Genomic DNA, 18,526 nt, shown 5'->3' with positions numbered 1-18,526 from the left:
CAACTACTGACCGGCCGCGCGCCGCTCGGTCCCGCCCACCACCACCTGGGCCGGGCTGTGGAGGACGTAACCGTTCAGCCACGAAAACAAGGCGCGCACCTTCTGCTGGGTTCCGGACAGGAGCGCCAGGTGGACCGCGAGCCAGGAGATGAACGCCAGCGGCCCCTGAAGTTGGAGGCGCCTGCGTCCGATTTCCGCGACGGCGGCTCCCCGGCCGATCATCGCCATGTACCCCTTGTCCACGTACTTGAACGGCTGCCGGGTACCGCCGGTGAGGTCCGCGTCGATGTTGCGCGCGGCCCACTTTCCGGCCTGCTGGGCGACGGAACCGAGCTGCGGCAACTTGGCGCCGGTCGCGTCCGTAATGTTGGCGGCGTCGCCGAGGACGTAAACCCCGTCCGCGTCCGGAGCCGTCAGGTCGGGGCGCACATCGATGCGCCCGCCCTTGCCCTGGCTGAGTCCGGAACCGGCAAGCAGGTCCCCGCCCTTGAGGCCGCCCGCCCAAACGACCATGCGGCTGGGGATGTCGGTGCCGTCCGCCAGTGTCACGCCGTCCGCCCGCACATCGGTAACGCCGACGCCCATGTGGAGCTGCACGCCGATCGTCAGCAGCCGCCGCCTGGTGTACTCCTGGGACTTCGACGAAAACATGTTCAGCACATTCGGAACCATGTCCACCAGGTGTACCCGGCACCGCGCGGCGAGCTCGGGCGAGAAGTATTTGGTCACCACGAACTTGATGTTTTCGGCCATCGCCCCGGCGGTTTCCACCCCCGTCGGGCCCCCGCCGACCACCACTACCTCCACCGGCACGTCGGGCTCCCGGTCGGCCTGGTCGAGCAGCCGCGTCAGGCTGGTGCCGAGCATGGTCGCGTCGGTGATCGAATACAGCGGCAGGGCGTGTTCCTCCGCGCCCGGCGTGTTGAAAAAGTTCGGCACGGCGCCCACGGCGAGCACCAGGATCTGCGCCCGGAACGTGTCGCCGTCGGCGGTGGTGACGGCGTGGTTCACAACGTCGACGGCGGCCACCTCCGCGGTCATGACCCGCACGCTTTTGAGCCGCCGGAAGACGGAACGGATCGGCCGGGTGACGGCGGAGACGCCGATCTGGGAGGTGGCGACCTGGTAAAGGAGCGGCTGGAACTGGTGGTAGTTGTTCGAGTCGATAAGCAGGACCCGCACGCCCTTTCGGCCCAGTTCCTTGGCTGCCGACAGGCCGGCGAAGCCGGCGCCGACCACAATGACCTGATAGGTATCCTCCATCTGAGCAAGCTACTCCTCCTCGGCTGGGGGCAACAGGGCCCGGCGCCCCTACACCGCGGGCAGCAGGGCCTTGCAGGCCAGGATCAGGCGCTCAGTGAGGTTGGCGGGCCCGTCCTCAGCCGACAGCAGTAGCAGCTTGCGGGAAAGTTGCAGCTCGGAAACCTGCACGACCGTAATACCTTCTGGCCGGGCGGTCAGGGCCAGCTGCGGGACCAGGGCGGCGCCGTGGCCCGCTGCAACGAGCCGCAGCGTGGCATTGAAATCGTCGCTGGAGGCCGCGATCCGGGGGTGCAGTCCGGCATTGGCCAACACGGCGTCCGCCACGTTGGCGTCACTGGAGCCGCGCAGGTGGACAATCCACGGCAGCCTGCCCAGGGACTCGACATCCATCGGCTGGTTTTCCCGGTATCCGGCGGACGCCGGAACGACCACGCGGAACGGGTCCTCACCAAGCCAGTGCCGGGAGACGCCCTGGGGTAAGACCAATCCGGTCTCGCCGACCTGGTACACCAGCGCCGTATCCAGTTCGCCGCCGGCACGCAGCCCCGGCACCACGGCACTCGGCTCGCCGATGGAAATCTTCAGCCGGGCGCCGAGTTCCTGCCACGACTCGGTTTCCAGGACGGGGGCAAGGATGAAGGTGGCGGCCGAGGGGAAGGCCCCGATGCGAAGTTCCCGCACCGCGTCTTCACTGGCCGCGGCCCCTGCCGCCAGCAATCCCTCGGCGTCGCGCAGCAGCTTGAGCGCGTGCTGGCCCATGGCGTGCGCCGCCTGCGTGGGCTGGGCGCTTCGGGCACCCCGGACGAACAAGCGCATGCCCGTGTCCTTCTCCAGGGCGGACATTTGCTGGGAAACCGCGGACGCCGTGTAGCCCAGCCTGTTGCCCGCCGCCGTGAAGGAGCCAAGCCGAAGTACTTCCACCAGAGTGTGGAGGTGAGTCAGGTTGAGCATTAGAAATCCTTGGAGTGAGTGCGTAGAAACATCAAGGTGTCGGAGGTCACCTTCGGGATTCTTTCCTCTAGGGTAAAGCCCACGGGCATTTTCCACCGCGGCCACGGTGGCAGACGGAAATCCCGGTGTCTTCCGAATGGCAAAGGATTAGAAATGCTTGAGCAAGTTCTCTACGTCAACGCAACGTTCCACACCCAGTGCGCGGACCGTCCGCGGGCGACGGCGCTGCTGACCAGGGGAGAGCGCATCCTCGCCGTCGGGGCCGTGGACGAGCTGCGGGCGCACGCCACCGGAGTCACGGCCACGGTCGACCTCGGCGGCGCGACGGTGATTCCCGGCCTGACGGACGCCCACATCCACACCGCCAACTACGCCCGCGAGATCGCCGCCCTGGACCTGCGCGGCACGGCCAGCCTGGCGGAGGCGTTGGACAGGATCCGCGACTACGCCGCCACCCTGCCCGCGACGGCGTGGGTCTTCGGCGGCCGCTGGGACTTCAACGCCTGGGACGTTCCCGTCCAGCCGGACCGGCAGGCCCTGGATTCCGCGACCGGAGGACGGCCTGCTGCGCTTCCAAGCATCGACGGCCACACCGTCTGGGCAAACTCCGCAGCACTGGCAGCAGTTGGCATCGACGAGCGGACACCTGACCCGGTTGGCGGAGAAATTATCCGCGACGCGGCCGGCTACCCCACCGGCATTCTGCGCGAAGCCGCCAACGCCGTCCTCGGCGCAATCATGAACAGCCCGGAAGCCGGTGACCTCACCGCCCAGCTGGCGGAAGCGCAGCGCCGGCTGCTCGCTGTGGGACTGACCGGCGTGCACGATTTCGACGGCGAGGACTGCCTGGAGGCCTACCGCGCGCTCCGCTCGGAAGGCAACCTCCAGCTCCGGGTCCACAAGGCGATCCCGCGCGTGGCCCTGGACATGGCCATCGACGAAGGACGGGCCACCGGTGACGGCGATGCCTGGTTGCGGACCGGACCCGTCAAGCTTTTCTCCGACGGGGCCCTGGGCTCCCACAGTTGCCACATGAACCAACCCTTCCCCGGAGAGCCAAAGAATCACGGGATAGAGGTCATTCCTTACCTCGAGCTCCTGGCCCTCGTCCGCCGGGCCGCCGGCGCGGGCATCGCGGTTGCCACCCACGCGATCGGTGACCGCGCCAATCAACTCGTGCTGGACGCCTATCAGGATCTGGTCCGGAACCCACTTGATGCCGCGCCCGCCCTGGGCCGCGCCGCCGTCATACCCCGGCTGCGGCACCGCATCGAGCACACGCAGCACCTCCGGCCGGAAGACGTGCAGCGGGTGGCCCGGCTCGGCGTCGTGCCCTCCATGCAGCCCACCCACTGCACCTCGGACATCCCGCTGGCATCGACCCTGCTCGCGGGCCGGGATCTGGCGTCCTACGCCTGGCGTTCGCTGCTCGACGCCGGCGCCCTCCCCGCGTTCGGTTCCGACGCCCCGGTCGAACTGCCGAATCCGCTGCATGGGATCCACGCTGCGGTCACCCGGCAAAACCGGGACAACGAACCGGGCGGCGGCTGGCAGCCTGCGGAGCGGATCAGCGTAGCCGAGGCCATTGCCGGCTTCACCACCGGGGCCGCACACGCGTCCGGCGAGGAAAGCATCAAGGGCAGGCTGCGGCCCGGCATGCTCGCCGACTTCACGGCCCTGGGCGCCGACCCCTTCACCTGTCGGCCGGAGGAACTTCGTGGGCTTCCCGTCCGTGCCACCGCGGTCGGCGGCACCATCCGCTACCGCAACGACGACTGACCTTCCCGAACGATCACCGCATCACCAAACACAATGGGAGAACGCATGAACACCTCAAAACTCCGTATCCTCCGCTCCGGTGCGCTGGCCTCTGCCGCGGCGCTGACCCTGCTCGCGACCACGGCGTGCGGCGGACAGTCGCTCTCCTCGGCCAACAACAGCAGCGCCCCAGCGAAGGATTCATCCTTCACCGCCGCGCCGGCCCCGGAGGAGGACCAGGCCAAGTCCGTCATTGACGGCATCAAAGCCAACCCCGACCTGACCGCTGCCCTGCCCGAATCCGTGCGCAGCGAGGGCCTGAAGATGACCACCTCCGAGGGGTACCCGCCCATGGAGCTCTTCGCCAAAGACGGCAAGACCCTCATCGGCGTGGACCCCTCCCTCGGACGGGCCATTGCCAACAAGCTCGGGGTGAAGATCAGCATCAACAATGAAGACTTCAACTCCCAGATCCCCGGCGTCACCACCGGCCGCTACGACATGATCATGTCCTCAATGACGGACAACGAACAGCGCCGCCAGACGGTGACCTTCGTCGACTACGTCAAGGCCGGCAACGGCTGGGTGGTCAAGAAGGGCAACCCGGCCGGACTGGGCGATCCCATGACCGCGTGCGGCAAGACGGTCGCAGTCGTCGACAACGGATCCTCGCTGGCGCTCGCCGAGGGATTCGACAAGGACTGCAAGGCCGCCGGCAAGGAAGGGCTGAAGATCCTTAAGTTCGCCGGCGACCAGGATGCCATCCTCCAGGTCCGCAACAACCGCGCCGACGCAGGCATCAATGACTACCCCGTGGCGGCGTACCGCGCCCAGACGTCCGAAGGCACGCTTGAGGCCGTGGCCATCGAGGGCGACGAGAGCCCCTGGGGCATCGCGATGAAGCAGGACAATAAGGAACTGATCAACGCCACGCAGAAGGCCCTCCAGGAACTGATGGCTGACGGCAGTTACGCGAAAATCCTGAAAGCATGGAACGTGGAGAAGATGGCCATCGACACCGCCACCATCAACGACGGCAAATAAGGATCCCTGATGAACCAAGCGCCCCGACGACATAACAAGCCGATGCAACTGAGCGGACCTGACGGAACAGCAATCCCCGTCGTCCCGCTGCGCCACCGCGGACGGTGGATCGTCGGGGCGCTGGCGATCCTGGCCTTCGCCTGGCTGGGATTGAGCCTGGCCACCAATCCGAACATCCGCTGGAACAAAGTGGCGGAGTATCTCTTCTTCCCCAAGATCATTGACGGCCTCTGGGTGACGCTGATGATTTCCGTGCTGGCCACGTTGCTGGGCCTCGTCCTCGGCGTCGTCCTCGCCATCATGAAGCTGGCCCACAACCCGGTCCTGAACTGGCTGTCCACCCTGTATATCTGGTTCTTCCGCGGCACTCCGGTCCTGGTGCAGCTGATCTTCTGGTACAACCTCGCATTCCTCTTCCCCTCGCTGGTGATCCGGATTCCGTTCACCGACATCGGGTACATGTGGAACACCAACGACGTCATGACCGGCTTCAACGCCGCGCTGCTGGGCCTGGGGTTGAACCTGGCCGCCTACTTCGCCGAAACGGTGCGCGCCGGGATCCAGGCGGTGGACGCCGGACAGACGGAGGCCGCCTACGCGCTCGGCATGACTCCCGGTAAGCGGATGCGGAAAATCGTGCTGCCGCAGGCCCTGCGCATCATCATCCCGCCCACCGGCAACGAGTTCATCTCCATGCTGAAGACGACCTCCCTGGTCTACGTGGTGGCCGGCAACGACCTGATGACGAACGCCAGTCAGATCTACAAGCAGAACAACCTGATCATGGAACTGCTGATCGTCGCCTCCCTCTGGTACATGCTGATGACCGCGATCGCCACGTTCTTCCAGACCAAACTGGAAGCCCGGTTCGGGGCCGATGCGGTGCGGCTGGTGCGCAAACCCGGCTTCCTGCTCAGGCGAGTCACCGGAACGCCCAGCGCCGCCGCAAACCCCCGCCCCGCGGACGACGTCGCCGCGGCTGGAAAGGACCTCTCATGACCACCGAAACCCGCCAACTCCACGTTGCCTCGCACGGCGTCACGAAGTCCTTTGGCTCGCACCAGGTCCTCGCCGGCGTGGACTTCACCGTCGCCGCAGGCGAGGTCAGCTGCATCGTCGGACCCTCCGGGTCCGGCAAGTCCACCTTCCTGCGGTGCCTCAACGCGCTGGAGACCTACGACGACGGAACCCTCCTGGTGGAAGGGCAGCATGTCGGCTACGAATACCGCGACGGCCGCTACTACGAATGGAACACCCGCCAGTTCGCAGCATTCCGGTCCCGGATCGGAATGGTGTTCCAGCGGTTCAACCTCTTCGGCCATCTCAGCGCCGAGGAGAACGTTGCCTGCGCCCTGACCGAGGTGAAGGGGCTCTCCAAGTCCGCCGCGCGCGCCCGCGCCCTGGAGGAACTGGCGAAGGTGGGTCTGGCCGAACACGCCCACAAGCGCCCGCATCAGCTGTCCGGCGGTCAGCAGCAGCGCGTCGCCATCGCCCGCGCGCTCGCCATGGATCCGGAAATCATGCTCTTCGACGAGCCCACGTCCGCGCTGGACCCCGAGCTGGTCGACGAGGTCCTGGAGGCCATGAAGGCCCTGGCCCGGGCAGGCATGACCATGGTCGTCGTGACCCATGAGATGGGCTTCGCGCGCGAAGTGGCGAACACCGTCCACTTCTTCGATGCCGGTGTCATTGTCGAGTCGGGCACCCCCGCGGAAGTGCTGGGCAATCCGCAGCGCGAACGGACCAAGGCTTTCCTGGCGAAAGTCCTGTAGCCGGGCGGGCGACGGCCCCGTGCCCAACCCCACGTGGCCGACGTCACCCGCTCCGGGGGAAGCTGCCGCGCCGTCCGCCGGTTAAATCCGGTGACAGCAGCAGCGCCCCGGGTCAGGGGCGAGCCCAGCGAAAGGGACGCGAATGACGATCGCCCATGAAGAAGCAGTAATCGACTCCGCCGCGGTGGACGCCATCTTTGCGCAGGCGCGCACGGCCAATGCCTTCACCGGCGAGGTCACGGAGGAGCAGGCCCGCGCCATCTACGAGCTGACCAAGTTCGGCCCCACCGCCTTCAACTCGCAGCCGCTGCGCGTCACCTACGTCCGCTCTGACGAGGCCCGCGCCACCCTCGTGGACGCGCTGTCCGCCGGGAACCGGGCCAAGACAGCTTCCGCTCCGCTGGTCGCCATCCTCAGCACCGATACCGCCTGGCACGAGCGGTGGGATGCGTTCCTGCCCGGCTACAACGCGCCGAAGGCCATGTACGACGCCGCCCCGGACCTCGCCGCCGCCACCGGCAGCAACAACGCCCACCTTCAGGCCGGTTACTTCATCCTCGCCGTCCGGTCGCTGGGACTCGCCGCCGGCCCCATGACGGGTGCCGACTTCGCCAAGATCGACGCGGACTTCTTCCCGGCCGGCGACCAGAAGAGCTTCATGGTGGTCAACATCGGCCAGCCCGCCGAGAACGCCTGGGGCGCCCCCAAGCCGAAGTTCGCCTACGAAGACGTGGTCCGCACCGTCTAGCTGCCGGATGAGCGGCTCGTGTCCGGCGGCCGGTGTCGGCGGCCGGTGGCAGACTGGGCCTATGCGGAACCTGATCGTGGTCGCTTTCGTCGAGCCCGTCGCCGCGGGGATGGAATTCCCGCGGGAGGACTGGCCGCTGCACATCACGTTGGTGAAGTTCGACGTCGTCGACCCGCCACCAGGCGACCCCGGCCCGCCCGGCGACGGGGACCCTCTGGCCGCCCGCGTGGCCGGACTGATGGATGCTCCGATCGGCGCGGCACTGGGCAGCGCCGTGACGATCGGGGCCGAGGCCGGCTTTGGCCGCCGCGGCACCATCCCGGTCAGCCTGGTCGAACCAAGCCCTGCGTTGCAGACCCTGCACGAGGCGCTGGTCGAAGCGGCGAGGTCCCTGCCGGGTCGGATTTCCACCCCCGGCTACACCGGTTCCGGCTACCGTCCGCACGTTTCCCACCGGCCCGGCAAAACCCTCCGCGCCGGCGAGCGGCTGGCACTGGACCGCATCGCCTTGGTGGATATGGCGCCCGACGGCGGTCACGCGACGCGCCGGGTTCTCCGGCTCTGGGACGCCACATCATGAACGAACCTCTTCATTTACCCTCCGGGGTGCAATACTGGGGTCAAACTGAGGCTGACACCGCCGGAACCTGGGGGTCATGAGGTGCGTGCTGGGGGAACGACGGAATGATGCTTGACACTTCCACGCTGCGGGTTGCCCTCGCCGTGGTGACGCTGACGCTGCTGGGCCTCTTTTACTTCATCACGTACCGCCGCACCCGTTCGCCGTTCAGCGGCTGGTGGTGCGCGGCCCTCCTGCTCTTCCTGACCGGCTCCGCGTCTTACCTGCTGGACGGTACCGAGCACCAGGTCTGGGCCAATCCGCTGGGCAACACCCTGCTGGTCGGCGGGGCCGGCGCCATGTGGGCCGGGGCGCGCTCGCTGCGCCGCTCAAGCCCCAAGCTGCAGTACCTGCTGGCGGGCCCGGTTGTCACGGGCGTCGTCTCGATGCTCGATCACCCGGCAACCAACACCTGGTCCGGTGGGCCGGTCATGCTGGGGATGATGGCACTGATGCTCGGACTGTCATCCCGCGAACTCTTTGTGCTCGACGTCGACTATTCCCGGGTACACCGGCCCCTCGCCTACGGCTCAGGCCTGCTCACCATGTTTTACGTCGGCCGACTGGTGGCGTTCCTCCTCGACGGCCCCGACGGACCGGTGTTCGACGCCTACTTCGGCTCCGTGGTGACGACGCTGCTCACCGCCATGGTCCTGGTGCTCGCCTCTTTCACCATGGCCGAGCTCAGCAACGAACAGCTCACCCGGGACCTGCGGGCACGCGCCACGGTGGACGGGCTCACCGGGCTCCTCAACCGCACGGCGTTCCTGGACCTGGCCTCCAACGAATTACGGCGGCTGGGCGGTTCCCGAACCAAGGCCGCGCTGGTCCTGGCGGATTTGGACCACTTCAAAGCCGTCAACGACCGGTACGGACACGCGGCCGGAGACGAGGCGCTCCAGGCTTTCGCCGCCGCCTGCACGACGTCTGTCCGGTCCACCGACCTCGTCGGACGCTACGGCGGCGAGGAATTCATCATGCTCCTTCCCGGCGTCAGCCCCGAACGGGCCGGAGAGATGGCAGCGACCATCAGCCAACGGCTGCAGGCGTCCCAGCCGACGGTGGAAGCCCGGCTGCCCACCGTCAGCTACGGCATCGCCTCGACCGGTCCCGGCCGCGCTGACCTCACAGCCCTCATCGCCGAGGCGGACGCCGCGCTTTACCGGGCGAAGACGGAGGGCCGGGACCGGGCCGTGCTCGCCGGCAGCCTCAAGGAAGAACAAACCGCCTGAGGCCCGGTCCTGCCAGCGCTGGCAACCGGGCCCAGCGGCCTACCTCTAGGAAATGACGCCGTCTACCAGGGCCTTCGCCTCGGCCTGGACCTGCTTGAGGTGCTCCGCGCCCTTGAAGGACTCGGCGTAGATCTTGTAGACGTCCTCGGTGCCGGACGGGCGGGCCGCGAACCAGGCGTTCTCGGTGACCACCTTGAGTCCGCCGATCGCCGCACCGTTCCCCGGCGCCTCGGTGAGCTTGGCGGTGATCGTCTCGCCGGCCAGTTCGGTCGCGGTGACGTCCGACGGCGAGAGCTTGCCGAGTGCTGCCTTCTGCTCCCGCGTCGCGGCGGCGTCGATACGCGCGTAGGCGGGGTCCCCGAACTTGTCCGTCAGGCCTTTGTACAGCTGCGAGGGGGACTGGCCTGTCACGGCGGTGATCTCGGAGGCCAGCAGCGCCAGCAGGATGCCGTCCTTGTCCGTCGTCCAGACACTGCCGTCCATTTTGTTGAACGAGGCGCCGGCGGACTCCTCGCCGCCGAACGCGCCCTCGCCGGAGAGCAGGCCGGGAACGAACCACTTGAAGCCGACCGGAACCTCGACCAGCTTTCGGCCCAGGCTCCCGGCCACGCGGTCGATCATTGAGGACGAGACGAGGGTCTTGCCAATCACGGACTGGGGGTTCCACCCGCTGCGGTGCCGGTACAGGTAGTCGATGGCGACGGCGAGGTAGTGGTTCGGGTTCATCAGCCCGCCGTGTCCATCAACAACAGGTGTGACGATGCCGTGCCGGTCGGCGTCGGCGTCGTTGCCGGTGGCGATGTCGAACGGCGCGGAGCCGTCCGCGCCGGCGTTCATCCGGGTGATCAGGGACGCCATCGCCGACGGCGAGGAGCAGTCCATCCGGATCTTCTCATCCCAGTCCAGCGTCATGAACGCCCACTGCGGGTCCACGGTGGGGTTCACGACCGTGAGGTTGAGGTGGTGGCGTTCGGCGATTTCACCCCAGTAGTCCACTGAGGCGCCGCCCATCGGGTCCGCGCCGATGCGGACGCCGGCTTCGCGGATCGCGTTCAGATCCAGGACCGAGGGCAGGTCGTCGACATAGCTGGAGAGGAAGTCGAACTTTCCGGTGGTGCCGGCCGCCATCGCATCGGCGATCGGGACCCGCTTGACCCCGCGCAGCCCGTTTTCGAGCAGTTCGTTGGCCCGGTTGGCGATCCAGCCGGTGGCGTCGGTGTCGGCCGGGCCGCCGTGCGGCGGGTTGTACTTGAAGCCGCCGTCCCCTGGCGGGTTGTGGCTGGGGGTCACCACGATGCCGTCCGCCTGGGGTGCGCCCGCGGGGGAGTTGTTGTTGTGGGTCAGGATGGCGTGGCTCAGGGCCGGGGTGGGCGTGTAACCGTGGCGGGCGTCAATCAGGACGTTCACGCCGTTCGCGGCGAGGACCTCCAGCGCCGAATTCTGGGCCGGCTCGCTCAAGGCGTGGGTGTCCTTGGCCAGGTAGAGCGGACCGGTGATGCCCTGGCCCGCCCGGTATTCCACGATGGCCTGCGTGATGGCCAGGATGTGGGGTTCGTTGAACGAAGCCTTGAGGCTCGATCCCCGGTGTCCGGACGTGCCGAACGCCACCCGCTGGCCCGGGTCGTTCAGGTCCGGGGCGACGTCGTAGTACGCGTCCAGGAGCGCAGTGAGGTCAACAAGGTCTTGGGGTTGGGCAACTGTGCCCGCGCGGCTAGCCATGGCTCCAGCATGCCAGACGGCACTGCCCGGCAACATGTTTTAGGCCGAATCCGGTGGCTGTGACGTGACGCGACCCCTCAGGGCCGGGGTGCGGCGGTAATCTGGTGGAACATACGCCAGAGGGGATATGCCATGACCGAAAAGCCCGGGGCCGGGGACGACGACGCGCGCCGCGGCCACCTGCCGTCGTCGAATCCGCCGTACGGGTCCGCCCACGGATCAGGCTACGGGACCGGATATTCAACCGACGGCTATGTGCCGCCGCTGCCGCCCTCCGCGCCTCACCTCGGGCAGCCGCCGTTCGGGCAGGCGTCCGGCGGGTACGGCTACGGACAGCCCGCCGGAGCCTACGCCGGGCCCCGGGCCCCCGGGCCGTACGCCGATGCCTACGGTCAGCCGAACTACTACGGAGTGCCGGCGGCGCCGAAGGGGCTGAGCATCGCGAGCCTGTGCTGCGGCATTGCGGCTTTCCTGGGCTTTGGTTTCTTCCTGCTTCCGCAGTTGGCCGCCGTGGTCCTGGGGCACCTTGCGCTGATCCGGGAACCGGGCGGGAAAGGCCTGGCCATTGCCGGGCTGGTCCTGGGCTACGCGGCGTTGGCGATCACCGCACTTGTTATTGTCGTGCTCGGGGTCGCGTTCGCGAACGCGGACTTCATCAGCCGCTAAGAGCCCGGACCAGCCGCCCGGCATTGGCGTCGAGCCAGTCGCGCCGGCGCAGGATGAGCCCACCGACGCCGTCGGCCCACATCCGCGCCCAGCCGCCGCCAAGCACCTCGGCGTTGTGCCGCATCCGCTCGTAGCTCGCGCCCGCAGCCTCGATGCCGAAGCCCGGGATCCGGCATCGTTCCTCCTCGTCCCAGCCGTAGGCGTCGGCGAAGATCCGCAGCCGCCGGCAGGGGTCCACGTCCTCCCACCCGGGCCACGCGTCGGCCGGGTCGCGCAGCGGCGCCCAGTGCATGGCGGCGTTGTAGGAATCACGGAGCGCCGTCGCAGGGCCCGCGAGGTCGAAATCGATCAGCCCGACGGCGGCATCGTCCCGGACCACGACGTTCTGCGGCGTTACGTCCAGATGGCAGACCAGCGTCCCGGCCTCCGGCGGGCGTGTCCGGCGGGCCTGGTCCTGCAGGCCATGGCCTGGCAGGGACGGCCGCTCCGGGAACGGATGAGCGCGCGGTTCGTAGCCCGCGGAGGCGGCGTGCAGCCGGCGGACCAGCCTGGCCACGGAGGCCAGCAGGTCCTCGGACTGCACCCACGGTTCGGGCACCGGCCCGGCGCACTGGCCCGCCATGAAGGTCAGCACGTCCCGGCCTTGCGCATCCCGTCCGAGGTACCGCGGTGAGCCGTCAAAGCCGGCGTCCTCGAGCCAGTCGAGATATTCCGCGACGGCGAGGCTCTGCGGCTGGTGCGGGCGCCGGGTGGTCCGGCCGACCCGCACGACGCCTTCAGTGACATCGCCCGCCGGCAGAAGTTCGACGTCGGACGCCTCGCCGGGGGCGGGGACGTAGACGCGGGCCTCAACCGGCGGGCGATGTCGGGTGCTCATTTAGCTCAGCGTACGCCGCCCATGAGCTTCTTGATGGCCGGCGAGGCCGCGGCCAGGCCGACGGCCAGGAGCATTGCCGTGCCGCCGACGCCGATGAAGTACGGCAGTTCGTCGTCGGGGTTGTAAAGGCCCGAGAGAATGCCGGCCAGCGTGGTGCCCAGCGACACCGAGAGGAAGAACAGCGCAACCATCTGGGTGTGGAACGCCTTGGGCGCGAGCTTGGTGGTCACGGACAGGCCGATGGGGGAGAGGAACAGTTCCGCGAGCGTGAACAGCAGCAGGATGCCCACCAGTGCCAGCAGCGGCGTCTTCCCCTCGCCGGCCAGCGGGATGAAGGCCAGGAACGCCAGCCCCATCACGAACAGTCCGATCGAGAACTTCAGCGCCGAGCCCGGCTGCCGGCGGCCCAGCCGCGTCCACAGGGCGGCCATGACACCGGCGAAGATGATGATGAAGACCGGGTTGATCGACTGTACCCAGGCGGCGGGCATTTCCCAGCCGAACAGGTTCCGGTCCAGCTTCTCCTCCGAGTACACCGCGATGAAGGTGAACTGCTGCTGGAAGAGGGCCCAGAACGCGGCGGAGGCGATGTACAGCGGGATGAACGCCGTGACCCGGCTGCGCTCGGTGGCGGTGACCTTCTTGCTGCTGAAGATCAGGACGAAGTACAGCACGGACGCGCCGATGGCGGCGTAGGCCATGGACATGGCGAGGTTCTCCGCGTTGACGGCGCCGGTGGCGAGCAGCACCGCGACGGCCGCGGCAATGGCGGCGAAGATCAGGCCGTAGCGGGTCCGGGACGCGGCGGGCAGCGGGTTGGGCACCCGCTGGGCGTCCGCGGGGAGCTTGTTGCGTCCCAGCGTGTAGACCACCAGGCCCACGGCCATGCCGACGGCGGCCGCGCCGAAGCCCCAGTGGAAGCCCTGGCTCTCCTGCAGCCAGCCGGTGACCAGCGGCCCGATCAGGGCGCCGGCGTTGATGCCCATGTAGAAGATGGAGAAGCCGGCGTCGCGGCGTTCGTCCTTTTCGCGGTACAGGGTGCCGACCAGGGCGGTGGCGTTGGCTTTCAGGCCGCCGGAGCCGACGCCCACCAGGACCAGGCCCGCGATCAGGCCGGGGACTCCCGGGACCAGGGCCAGGGCGATGTGCCCGGCCATGATCATGATGGCGGAGCCGAAGAGCACCCGCTCCGAACCGAAGAGCCGGTCCGCGAGCCAGGCGCCGAGGATGGTCGACAGGTAGACGCCGCCGCCGTACGCGCCGACCAGGCTGGCGGCCAGGGCCTTGTCGATTTCAAGGCCGCCTTCAGCGGCCGTGAAGTACATGTAGTAGAGGAGGATGCCCTGCATCCCGTAGAAGGAGAAGCGCTCCCACATCTCTACGGAGAAGAGGCTGGCCAGCATCTTTGGGTGGCCAAAGAACGAGGTATCGCCCGGCGTTGTAGCGGGGGGATCGGCTAAATGAGTTGTGCTCATTTACTTAATGCTGACACCGGGGCGCGCGATTGTCACATTCGCGACGCCCCGGGGCAAGTCAATTCGGAGGTGTTTCGCGCCCCGCTTCCTCCCCAGTTGCTCTATCACTTATGGCTGCCATACCGCCGGTTTAGCAGCCATAAGTGAGAGAGCAACGGGCGGGCGGAGCTAGTCGCCGTCGAACATGATGACCTGCCGGACCGCCTTGCCGTCCGCGAGCTGGTCCATGGCCTGATTGATGTCCGTCAGGGCGATCCGGGAGGAGATGAGTTCTTCGACCGGCAGCTTGCCCTCCCGCCAGAGCTGGGCGTACTTGGGGATGTCCCGGGACGGCACCGCCGAGCCGAGGTAGCTGCCGATGACCGTGCGTGCCTCCGCGGTGATGGTCAGCGGGGAGAGCTGCGCACGGGCGTCCGGTGAGGGCAGCCCGGCCGTGACGGTGGTGCCGCCGACGTCGGTCGCCGCGAATGCGGTCTCGAAGGCCCGGGCACTGCCGGCGCACTCCACCACGAACCGGGCTTTGACGCCCTCCTCGGCCACTTCCTGCGGGGTGTACGTCTCGTGCGCGCCCAGCCGGCGGGCGTGGTCCAGCTTTTCCGCGAGGGTGTCCACCGCCACGATCCGCGAGATCCCCTGGGCGACGGCGGTGATCAGCGCAGCCATGCCGACGCCGCCGAGTCCGACGATCATGATGCTGTCCTCGGGCCGGGGCCGGGCGGCGTTCAGCACCGCGCCCCCGCCGGTCAGCACCGCGCAGCCCAGGACGGCGGCGACCTCCGGCGGAATGTCGTCGTCGACCGCAACGGCCGAGGCCCGGTCCACGACGGCGTGGCTCGCGAAACCGGAGACGCCGAGGTGGTGGTAGACCTGTTCGCCGCCGCGGCTCAGATGCATTGAGCCGTGCAGCAGGGTGCCCTCGCCGTTGCTCTTGGACCCGGCGGTGCAGGGCAACCGGCCGTCTGCGGCGCAGTTGGCGCACTGCTCGCAGCGCGGCAGGAAGGACATGACCACCCGCTGGCCGGGCGCCAGGTCGGTGACCTCGGACCCGACCTCCACGACGCGTCCGGCGGCTTCGTGGCCGAGCAGCATGGGCACCGGCCGCACCCGGTTGCCATCGACGACGCTCAGGTCCGAGTGGCAGATGCCGGCGGCCTCGAGACGGACCAGGATCTCGGTGCGGCCGGGGCCGGAGAGCTCCAGTTCCGTGATGCTGATCGGTTTGGAATCCGCGAACGGCCGTGGCCGGCCGATTTCCTCAAGCACTGCGCCGGTGATCTTCATTGATCCCTCTCGTGTCGTTGACCGCATGTGGCATTAGTAAACCGCAGGCGCGCCCGGCCGCGGAAATTCCCCCGGCGGCTAGGCCGCTAGAAGCCAAGCTGCGCGGTCACCTGCAGCAGCAGCGCCTCCGACCCCAGCGGCCCGACAAGCTGGATCCCCATCGGCAGGCCGGTCCCGGGAGCCCCGCCGGTCCAGTGGACGGGGATGCTGATGGCCGGCAGTCCGCAGACGTTGATTGGCGAGGACCACGGGGCGAACACGCACTGCTTGCGGTAGTCCTCGTCGGCGTCGGTAGCCCGTTCAGCGGCGGGCCAGTAACCGTCGCCATGCGCGGCACCGGTGAACCAGCCCACCGGGCGCGGCGTCTGGGCCAGCGACGGGGTGAGGACCAGGTCCCATGCGCTGAACTGGGCAACCGTGTCGCGTTCGAACTGCCGGAGGAAAGCGAGGGCCTCCGCCAGCTTGGCCGGTCCGCGCTGCCGCGCCCGCTGCCGGAAGGTCCGGGTCAGCGGGGCCAGGAGCGCCTCGCGGTGCGGCAGGATGCGGGCACTGCCGACGCCGGCGGTCCAGGCGGTGGTGAAGGCGGCCGCGTAGCGGTTGTCGTAACGGATCCGCGCCTCCCCGGTCTCATGCCCGGCGGCCTCCAGCAGGCCGACGCCGGCGCGGAGGGCGTCGAGGGCCTCGGGCTCCGGCGTGAACGGGAAAGCTGCCTGCCAGGGGCTGTCCAGGCTGATTCCGATCCGCAGCCGCGGCGGCTCCTGCGCGGCCAGCCGGAGGTAGCTCTCCGGCCGGGGCATGGCAGGTCCGGCGGCCGTTTCCGTTGCCGGCCCGGCGGGTGGTCCGGAAACCGGTCCGGGCGCCGTTCCAGGCGGGACCAGCGCGTCGAGCATCAGCGCCGCGTCCGCCGCCGACCGGGCCAACGGCCCGGCGACAACCAGCCGCGCCTGGTCTCCGGCGCTTTCCCCGGCCGGGACGAGTCCGCGGCCCGGCTTCAGCCCCACCAGCCCGCAGGCGGCGGCCGGAATGCGGATGGAGCCCCCGCCGTCGGACCCCGGGGCGAAGGGCAAGAGCCCGGCGGCCACGGCGGCGGCGCTTCCGCCCGAGGAACCGCCGGAACTCCGGCTCAGTGCCCAGGGGTTCCGCGACGGCGGCGCAATCCGGTTCTCGCTGTAGGCCGTCAGCCCGAACTCGGGAACCTGCGTCTTGCCCAGGGAGACGACGCCGGCAGCCTTGAGGGTGGCGGCCAGCGGACCGTCGGCCGTTGCGGGGCGGTGTTCGACGGCGGCACTGCCGTGTGTGGTGATGACCCCGGCGACGTCGGTCAGGTCCTTGAACGCGACCGGCATGCCGTGCAGCGGCGGCAGGGGACCGCCGCGTCCCCGGCCGGACCCCGACAGGCTCGCGAAGCGGCTGTCCGCGGCGTCGGCGTCGGCCAGGGCTTGGTCGGCCGTGACGGTGATGAAGGCACCCAGGTGCGGATTCTGCCCGGCGATGCGGTCGAGGAAGTGCTCGGCGGCCTGCCGGGCGGAGAGCTCGCCGCTGCGCAGGGCATCCCGCAGGGCGACGGCGGACAGTTCGTGGATTTCAGCCATGCCCATCCTTCGAGCAGGGGGAGGGGCATGCCCCGTGGGCTGGCCGTGCGGCTGGCATGGGTCTCCTTTGCGCTCAGCAGAAGCGTAACCTGCCGCCCGGCGGGGCTGCGCTTCGCGGGGCTGGCGATACGCTGGTGGCAGACCTGGTTTCTGCGGAGAGGACGACCATGAGTGACATCGAGACCGTGACCGTTTCCGACATTCCCGAGGGGGCGCGCATCTTGGACGTGCGCGAGGACTACGAGTGGGCCGCCGGGCACGCCGAGCACGCCGTGCACATCCCCCTCGACCAGCTTCCGGCCCGGCTGGGGGAACTGGACCCGGATGAGGACCTCTACATCATCTGCCGCACCGGGGGACGGTCCTTCCGCGCCGCGCAGTGGCTGGTCGGCAACGGCTATTCCGCCCTCAATGTCGCCGGCGGCATGGACCAGTGGCTCGAGAACGGCCTGCCGCTCGTGTCCGACAACGGGCTCAAGCCCGTCATCCTGTAACCGAAGGAAACCCCGATGCCCGCGTCGCCCGTCACCTATACCTTCCTTGGCCCCGAAGGCACCTTCACCGAGGCCGCCCTGATGCAGGTGCCCGGCGCCCGGGACGCCACCCGGGTCCCCGCCTCGAACGTCAACACGGCCCTGGACAAGGTCCGTGACGGCTCGGCCGATGCCGCCATGGTCCCGATCGAGAACTCGGTGGAGGGCGGGGTGACAGCCACCCTCGATGCGATCGCGACCGGGCCGGAGTTGCGGATCCTGCGCGAGGCCCTGGTTGCCATCAGCTTCGTGCTGGTAGCCCGGCCCGGCGTCCGGATCGAGGACGTCCGCCGGATCTCCACCCACGGCCACGCGTGGGCCCAGTGCCGGCTTTGGGTGGACCAGAATATTCCGGATGCGGAATATATCCCGGGGTCCTCGACGGCTGCCGCGGCGCTCGGGCTGCTGGAGCCGGAACCGCACTACGACGCCGCCATCTGCGCGCCGATCGTCGCCACTGAACAGGACGGCCTGGCCGTGCTCGCCGAAAACATCGGTGACAACCCGGGAGCCGTGACCCGCTTCGTCCTCGTCGGGCGCCCCGGCGAGCTGCCGGAACCGACCGGCGCGGACAAGACGACGGTCGTGGTGCCGCTGCCGGAGGACCGCCCCGGCGCACTGATGGAAATCCTGGACCAGTTCGCCACCCGCGGCGTGAACCTGAGCCGGATCGAATCCCGGCCCACCGGGCAGTACCTCGGCCACTACTTCTTCAGCATCGACGCCGACGGGCACGTTGGGGACGCCCGGGTCGCCGACGCGCTCGCCGGACTGCACCGGATCAGCCCCGCTACCCGGTTCCTGGGTTCCTACGGCCGGGCCGACGGCCAGCGGACCTCGGTGGCCCCGCACACGTCCGACCAGGCATTCCGCGCCGCGCATGCCTGGGTCCAGGACATACTCTCCGGGGCATCCGTGGTCCAGGACTACAAGCCCGAGGCTTCGCCCACAGCGTAGGTAAACGCCACATCCTGCACTTCCGCCCCGGAGATTCGG

Annotated in this window: 17 protein-coding genes; 10 read left to right on the top strand and 7 right to left on the bottom strand. The window is 68.8% G+C overall.

Annotated elements, in window-relative coordinates; translation table 11 throughout:
- Positions 1-3: 3 nt before the first annotated feature.
- Both ACTWLI_RS05545 and ACTWLI_RS05540 read right to left on the bottom strand, forming a co-directional pair.
- Positions 4-1,263: an NAD(P)/FAD-dependent oxidoreductase gene (locus tag ACTWLI_RS05545; protein WP_445155660.1), complete on the bottom strand. Its 1,260-nt coding sequence runs from the start codon at positions 1,261-1,263 to the stop codon at positions 4-6.
- 48 nt (positions 1,264-1,311) lie between these two features.
- Positions 1,312-2,214: a LysR family transcriptional regulator gene (locus ACTWLI_RS05540; RefSeq protein WP_445155659.1), complete on the bottom strand. Its 903-nt coding sequence runs from the start codon at positions 2,212-2,214 to the stop codon at positions 1,312-1,314.
- 153 nt (positions 2,215-2,367) lie between these two features.
- Here ACTWLI_RS05540 and ACTWLI_RS05535 point away from each other — a divergent pair, with 153 nt between their 5' ends.
- The 7 genes from ACTWLI_RS05535 to ACTWLI_RS05505 all read left to right on the top strand — a co-directional run bounded on the left by ACTWLI_RS05535 (position 2,368) and on the right by ACTWLI_RS05505 (position 9,387).
- Entirely contained in the window at positions 2,368-3,993 is a 1,626-nt protein-coding gene (locus tag ACTWLI_RS05535; RefSeq protein WP_445155658.1) for an amidohydrolase, read from the top strand.
- 45 nt (positions 3,994-4,038) lie between these two features.
- Entirely contained in the window at positions 4,039-5,016 is a 978-nt protein-coding gene (locus ACTWLI_RS05530; RefSeq protein WP_445155657.1) for an ABC transporter substrate-binding protein, read from the top strand.
- Between the two features lie 9 nt (positions 5,017-5,025).
- Positions 5,026-6,015, top strand: a complete 990-nt coding sequence (locus ACTWLI_RS05525) for an amino acid ABC transporter permease (RefSeq protein ID WP_445155656.1) — start codon at positions 5,026-5,028, stop codon at positions 6,013-6,015.
- A complete protein-coding gene (locus ACTWLI_RS05520) occupies positions 6,012-6,788 on the top strand; it encodes an amino acid ABC transporter ATP-binding protein (protein ID WP_445155655.1) in 777 nt (258 codons plus the stop codon). The genes ACTWLI_RS05525 and ACTWLI_RS05520 overlap by 4 nt, the downstream gene beginning before the upstream one ends.
- A gap of 142 nt (positions 6,789-6,930) precedes the next feature.
- Complete coding sequence (locus ACTWLI_RS05515) at positions 6,931-7,536, top strand: malonic semialdehyde reductase (protein WP_445155654.1); 606 nt, start codon at positions 6,931-6,933, stop codon at positions 7,534-7,536.
- A 61-nt stretch (positions 7,537-7,597) separates the two neighbouring features.
- Entirely contained in the window at positions 7,598-8,116 is a 519-nt protein-coding gene (locus tag ACTWLI_RS05510) for a 2'-5' RNA ligase family protein (protein WP_445155653.1), read from the top strand.
- A gap of 104 nt (positions 8,117-8,220) precedes the next feature.
- Positions 8,221-9,387 carry a GGDEF domain-containing protein gene (locus ACTWLI_RS05505; RefSeq protein WP_445155652.1) on the top strand — a complete coding sequence of 389 codons (1,167 nt, stop codon included), beginning with the start codon at positions 8,221-8,223 and terminating at the stop codon, positions 9,385-9,387.
- A gap of 45 nt (positions 9,388-9,432) precedes the next feature.
- Here ACTWLI_RS05505 and pgm read toward each other — a convergent pair whose 3' ends face one another.
- Positions 9,433-11,106, bottom strand: a complete 1,674-nt coding sequence (pgm, locus tag ACTWLI_RS05500) for a phosphoglucomutase (alpha-D-glucose-1,6-bisphosphate-dependent) (protein ID WP_445155651.1) — start codon at positions 11,104-11,106, stop codon at positions 9,433-9,435.
- 132 nt (positions 11,107-11,238) lie between these two features.
- Between pgm and ACTWLI_RS05495 the strand changes: the two genes are divergently transcribed.
- On the top strand, positions 11,239-11,772 hold the full coding sequence (locus ACTWLI_RS05495; protein WP_445155650.1) for a DUF4190 domain-containing protein: 534 nt from the start codon (positions 11,239-11,241) through the stop codon (positions 11,770-11,772).
- Here ACTWLI_RS05495 and ACTWLI_RS05490 read toward each other — a convergent pair.
- From ACTWLI_RS05490 to ACTWLI_RS05475, 4 genes are all read right to left on the bottom strand, one after another.
- Positions 11,762-12,649 (bottom strand): phosphotransferase, encoded by an 888-nt coding sequence (locus ACTWLI_RS05490; RefSeq protein WP_445155649.1) that lies wholly within the window; start codon positions 12,647-12,649, stop codon positions 11,762-11,764. The genes ACTWLI_RS05495 and ACTWLI_RS05490 overlap by 11 nt on opposite strands.
- A 5-nt stretch (positions 12,650-12,654) precedes the next feature.
- Positions 12,655-14,124 carry a peptide MFS transporter gene (locus tag ACTWLI_RS05485; RefSeq protein ID WP_445155648.1) on the bottom strand — a complete coding sequence of 490 codons (1,470 nt, stop codon included), beginning with the start codon at positions 14,122-14,124 and terminating at the stop codon, positions 12,655-12,657.
- Positions 14,125-14,292: 168 nt separating this feature from the next.
- A complete protein-coding gene (locus ACTWLI_RS05480; protein ID WP_445155647.1) occupies positions 14,293-15,405 on the bottom strand; it encodes an alcohol dehydrogenase catalytic domain-containing protein in 1,113 nt (370 codons plus the stop codon).
- An 86-nt stretch (positions 15,406-15,491) separates the two neighbouring features.
- Positions 15,492-16,997, bottom strand: coding sequence for an amidase (locus ACTWLI_RS05475; RefSeq protein WP_445155646.1), 1,506 nt, complete (start codon positions 16,995-16,997; stop codon positions 15,492-15,494).
- 167 nt (positions 16,998-17,164) lie between these two features.
- On the opposite strand from ACTWLI_RS05475, the gene ACTWLI_RS05470 reads away from it, so the two are divergent.
- Positions 17,165-17,491, top strand: a complete 327-nt coding sequence (locus tag ACTWLI_RS05470) for a rhodanese-like domain-containing protein (RefSeq protein ID WP_445155645.1) — start codon at positions 17,165-17,167, stop codon at positions 17,489-17,491.
- Positions 17,492-17,506: 15 nt separating this feature from the next.
- A complete protein-coding gene (gene pheA / locus ACTWLI_RS05465) occupies positions 17,507-18,487 on the top strand; it encodes a prephenate dehydratase (RefSeq protein WP_445155644.1) in 981 nt (326 codons plus the stop codon).
- Positions 18,488-18,526 lie beyond the last annotated feature (39 nt).

This window comes from Arthrobacter sp. Hor0625 (assembly GCF_052567525.1).
This window is presented reverse-complemented; position numbering and strand designations above follow the sequence as displayed.

Excerpts from the sequence above, each read along its gene's own strand:
- ACTWLI_RS05480 (WP_445155647.1), bottom strand. The coding sequence starts at position 15,405 with ATGAAGATCACCGGCGCAGTGCTTGAGGAAATCGGCCGGCCACGGCCG.
- ACTWLI_RS05490 (WP_445155649.1), bottom strand. The coding sequence starts at position 12,649 with ATGAGCACCCGACATCGCCCGCCGGTTGAGGCCCGCGTCTACGTCCCC.
- ACTWLI_RS05475 (WP_445155646.1), bottom strand. The coding sequence starts at position 16,997 with ATGGCTGAAATCCACGAACTGTCCGCCGTCGCCCTGCGGGATGCCCTG.
- pheA (WP_445155644.1), top strand. The coding sequence starts at position 17,507 with ATGCCCGCGTCGCCCGTCACCTATACCTTCCTTGGCCCCGAAGGCACC.
- ACTWLI_RS05495 (WP_445155650.1), top strand. The coding sequence starts at position 11,239 with ATGACCGAAAAGCCCGGGGCCGGGGACGACGACGCGCGCCGCGGCCAC.
- ACTWLI_RS05470 (WP_445155645.1), top strand. The coding sequence starts at position 17,165 with ATGAGTGACATCGAGACCGTGACCGTTTCCGACATTCCCGAGGGGGCG.
- ACTWLI_RS05535 (WP_445155658.1), top strand. The coding sequence starts at position 2,368 with ATGCTTGAGCAAGTTCTCTACGTCAACGCAACGTTCCACACCCAGTGC.
- ACTWLI_RS05485 (WP_445155648.1), bottom strand. The coding sequence starts at position 14,124 with ATGAGCACAACTCATTTAGCCGATCCCCCCGCTACAACGCCGGGCGAT.
- ACTWLI_RS05510 (WP_445155653.1), top strand. The coding sequence starts at position 7,598 with ATGCGGAACCTGATCGTGGTCGCTTTCGTCGAGCCCGTCGCCGCGGGG.
- ACTWLI_RS05540 (WP_445155659.1), bottom strand. The coding sequence starts at position 2,214 with ATGCTCAACCTGACTCACCTCCACACTCTGGTGGAAGTACTTCGGCTT.
- pgm (WP_445155651.1), bottom strand. The coding sequence starts at position 11,106 with ATGGCTAGCCGCGCGGGCACAGTTGCCCAACCCCAAGACCTTGTTGAC.
- ACTWLI_RS05530 (WP_445155657.1), top strand. The coding sequence starts at position 4,039 with ATGAACACCTCAAAACTCCGTATCCTCCGCTCCGGTGCGCTGGCCTCT.
- ACTWLI_RS05525 (WP_445155656.1), top strand. The coding sequence starts at position 5,026 with ATGAACCAAGCGCCCCGACGACATAACAAGCCGATGCAACTGAGCGGA.
- ACTWLI_RS05545 (WP_445155660.1), bottom strand. The coding sequence starts at position 1,263 with ATGGAGGATACCTATCAGGTCATTGTGGTCGGCGCCGGCTTCGCCGGC.
- ACTWLI_RS05520 (WP_445155655.1), top strand. The coding sequence starts at position 6,012 with ATGACCACCGAAACCCGCCAACTCCACGTTGCCTCGCACGGCGTCACG.
- ACTWLI_RS05505 (WP_445155652.1), top strand. The coding sequence starts at position 8,221 with ATGATGCTTGACACTTCCACGCTGCGGGTTGCCCTCGCCGTGGTGACG.
- ACTWLI_RS05515 (WP_445155654.1), top strand. The coding sequence starts at position 6,931 with ATGACGATCGCCCATGAAGAAGCAGTAATCGACTCCGCCGCGGTGGAC.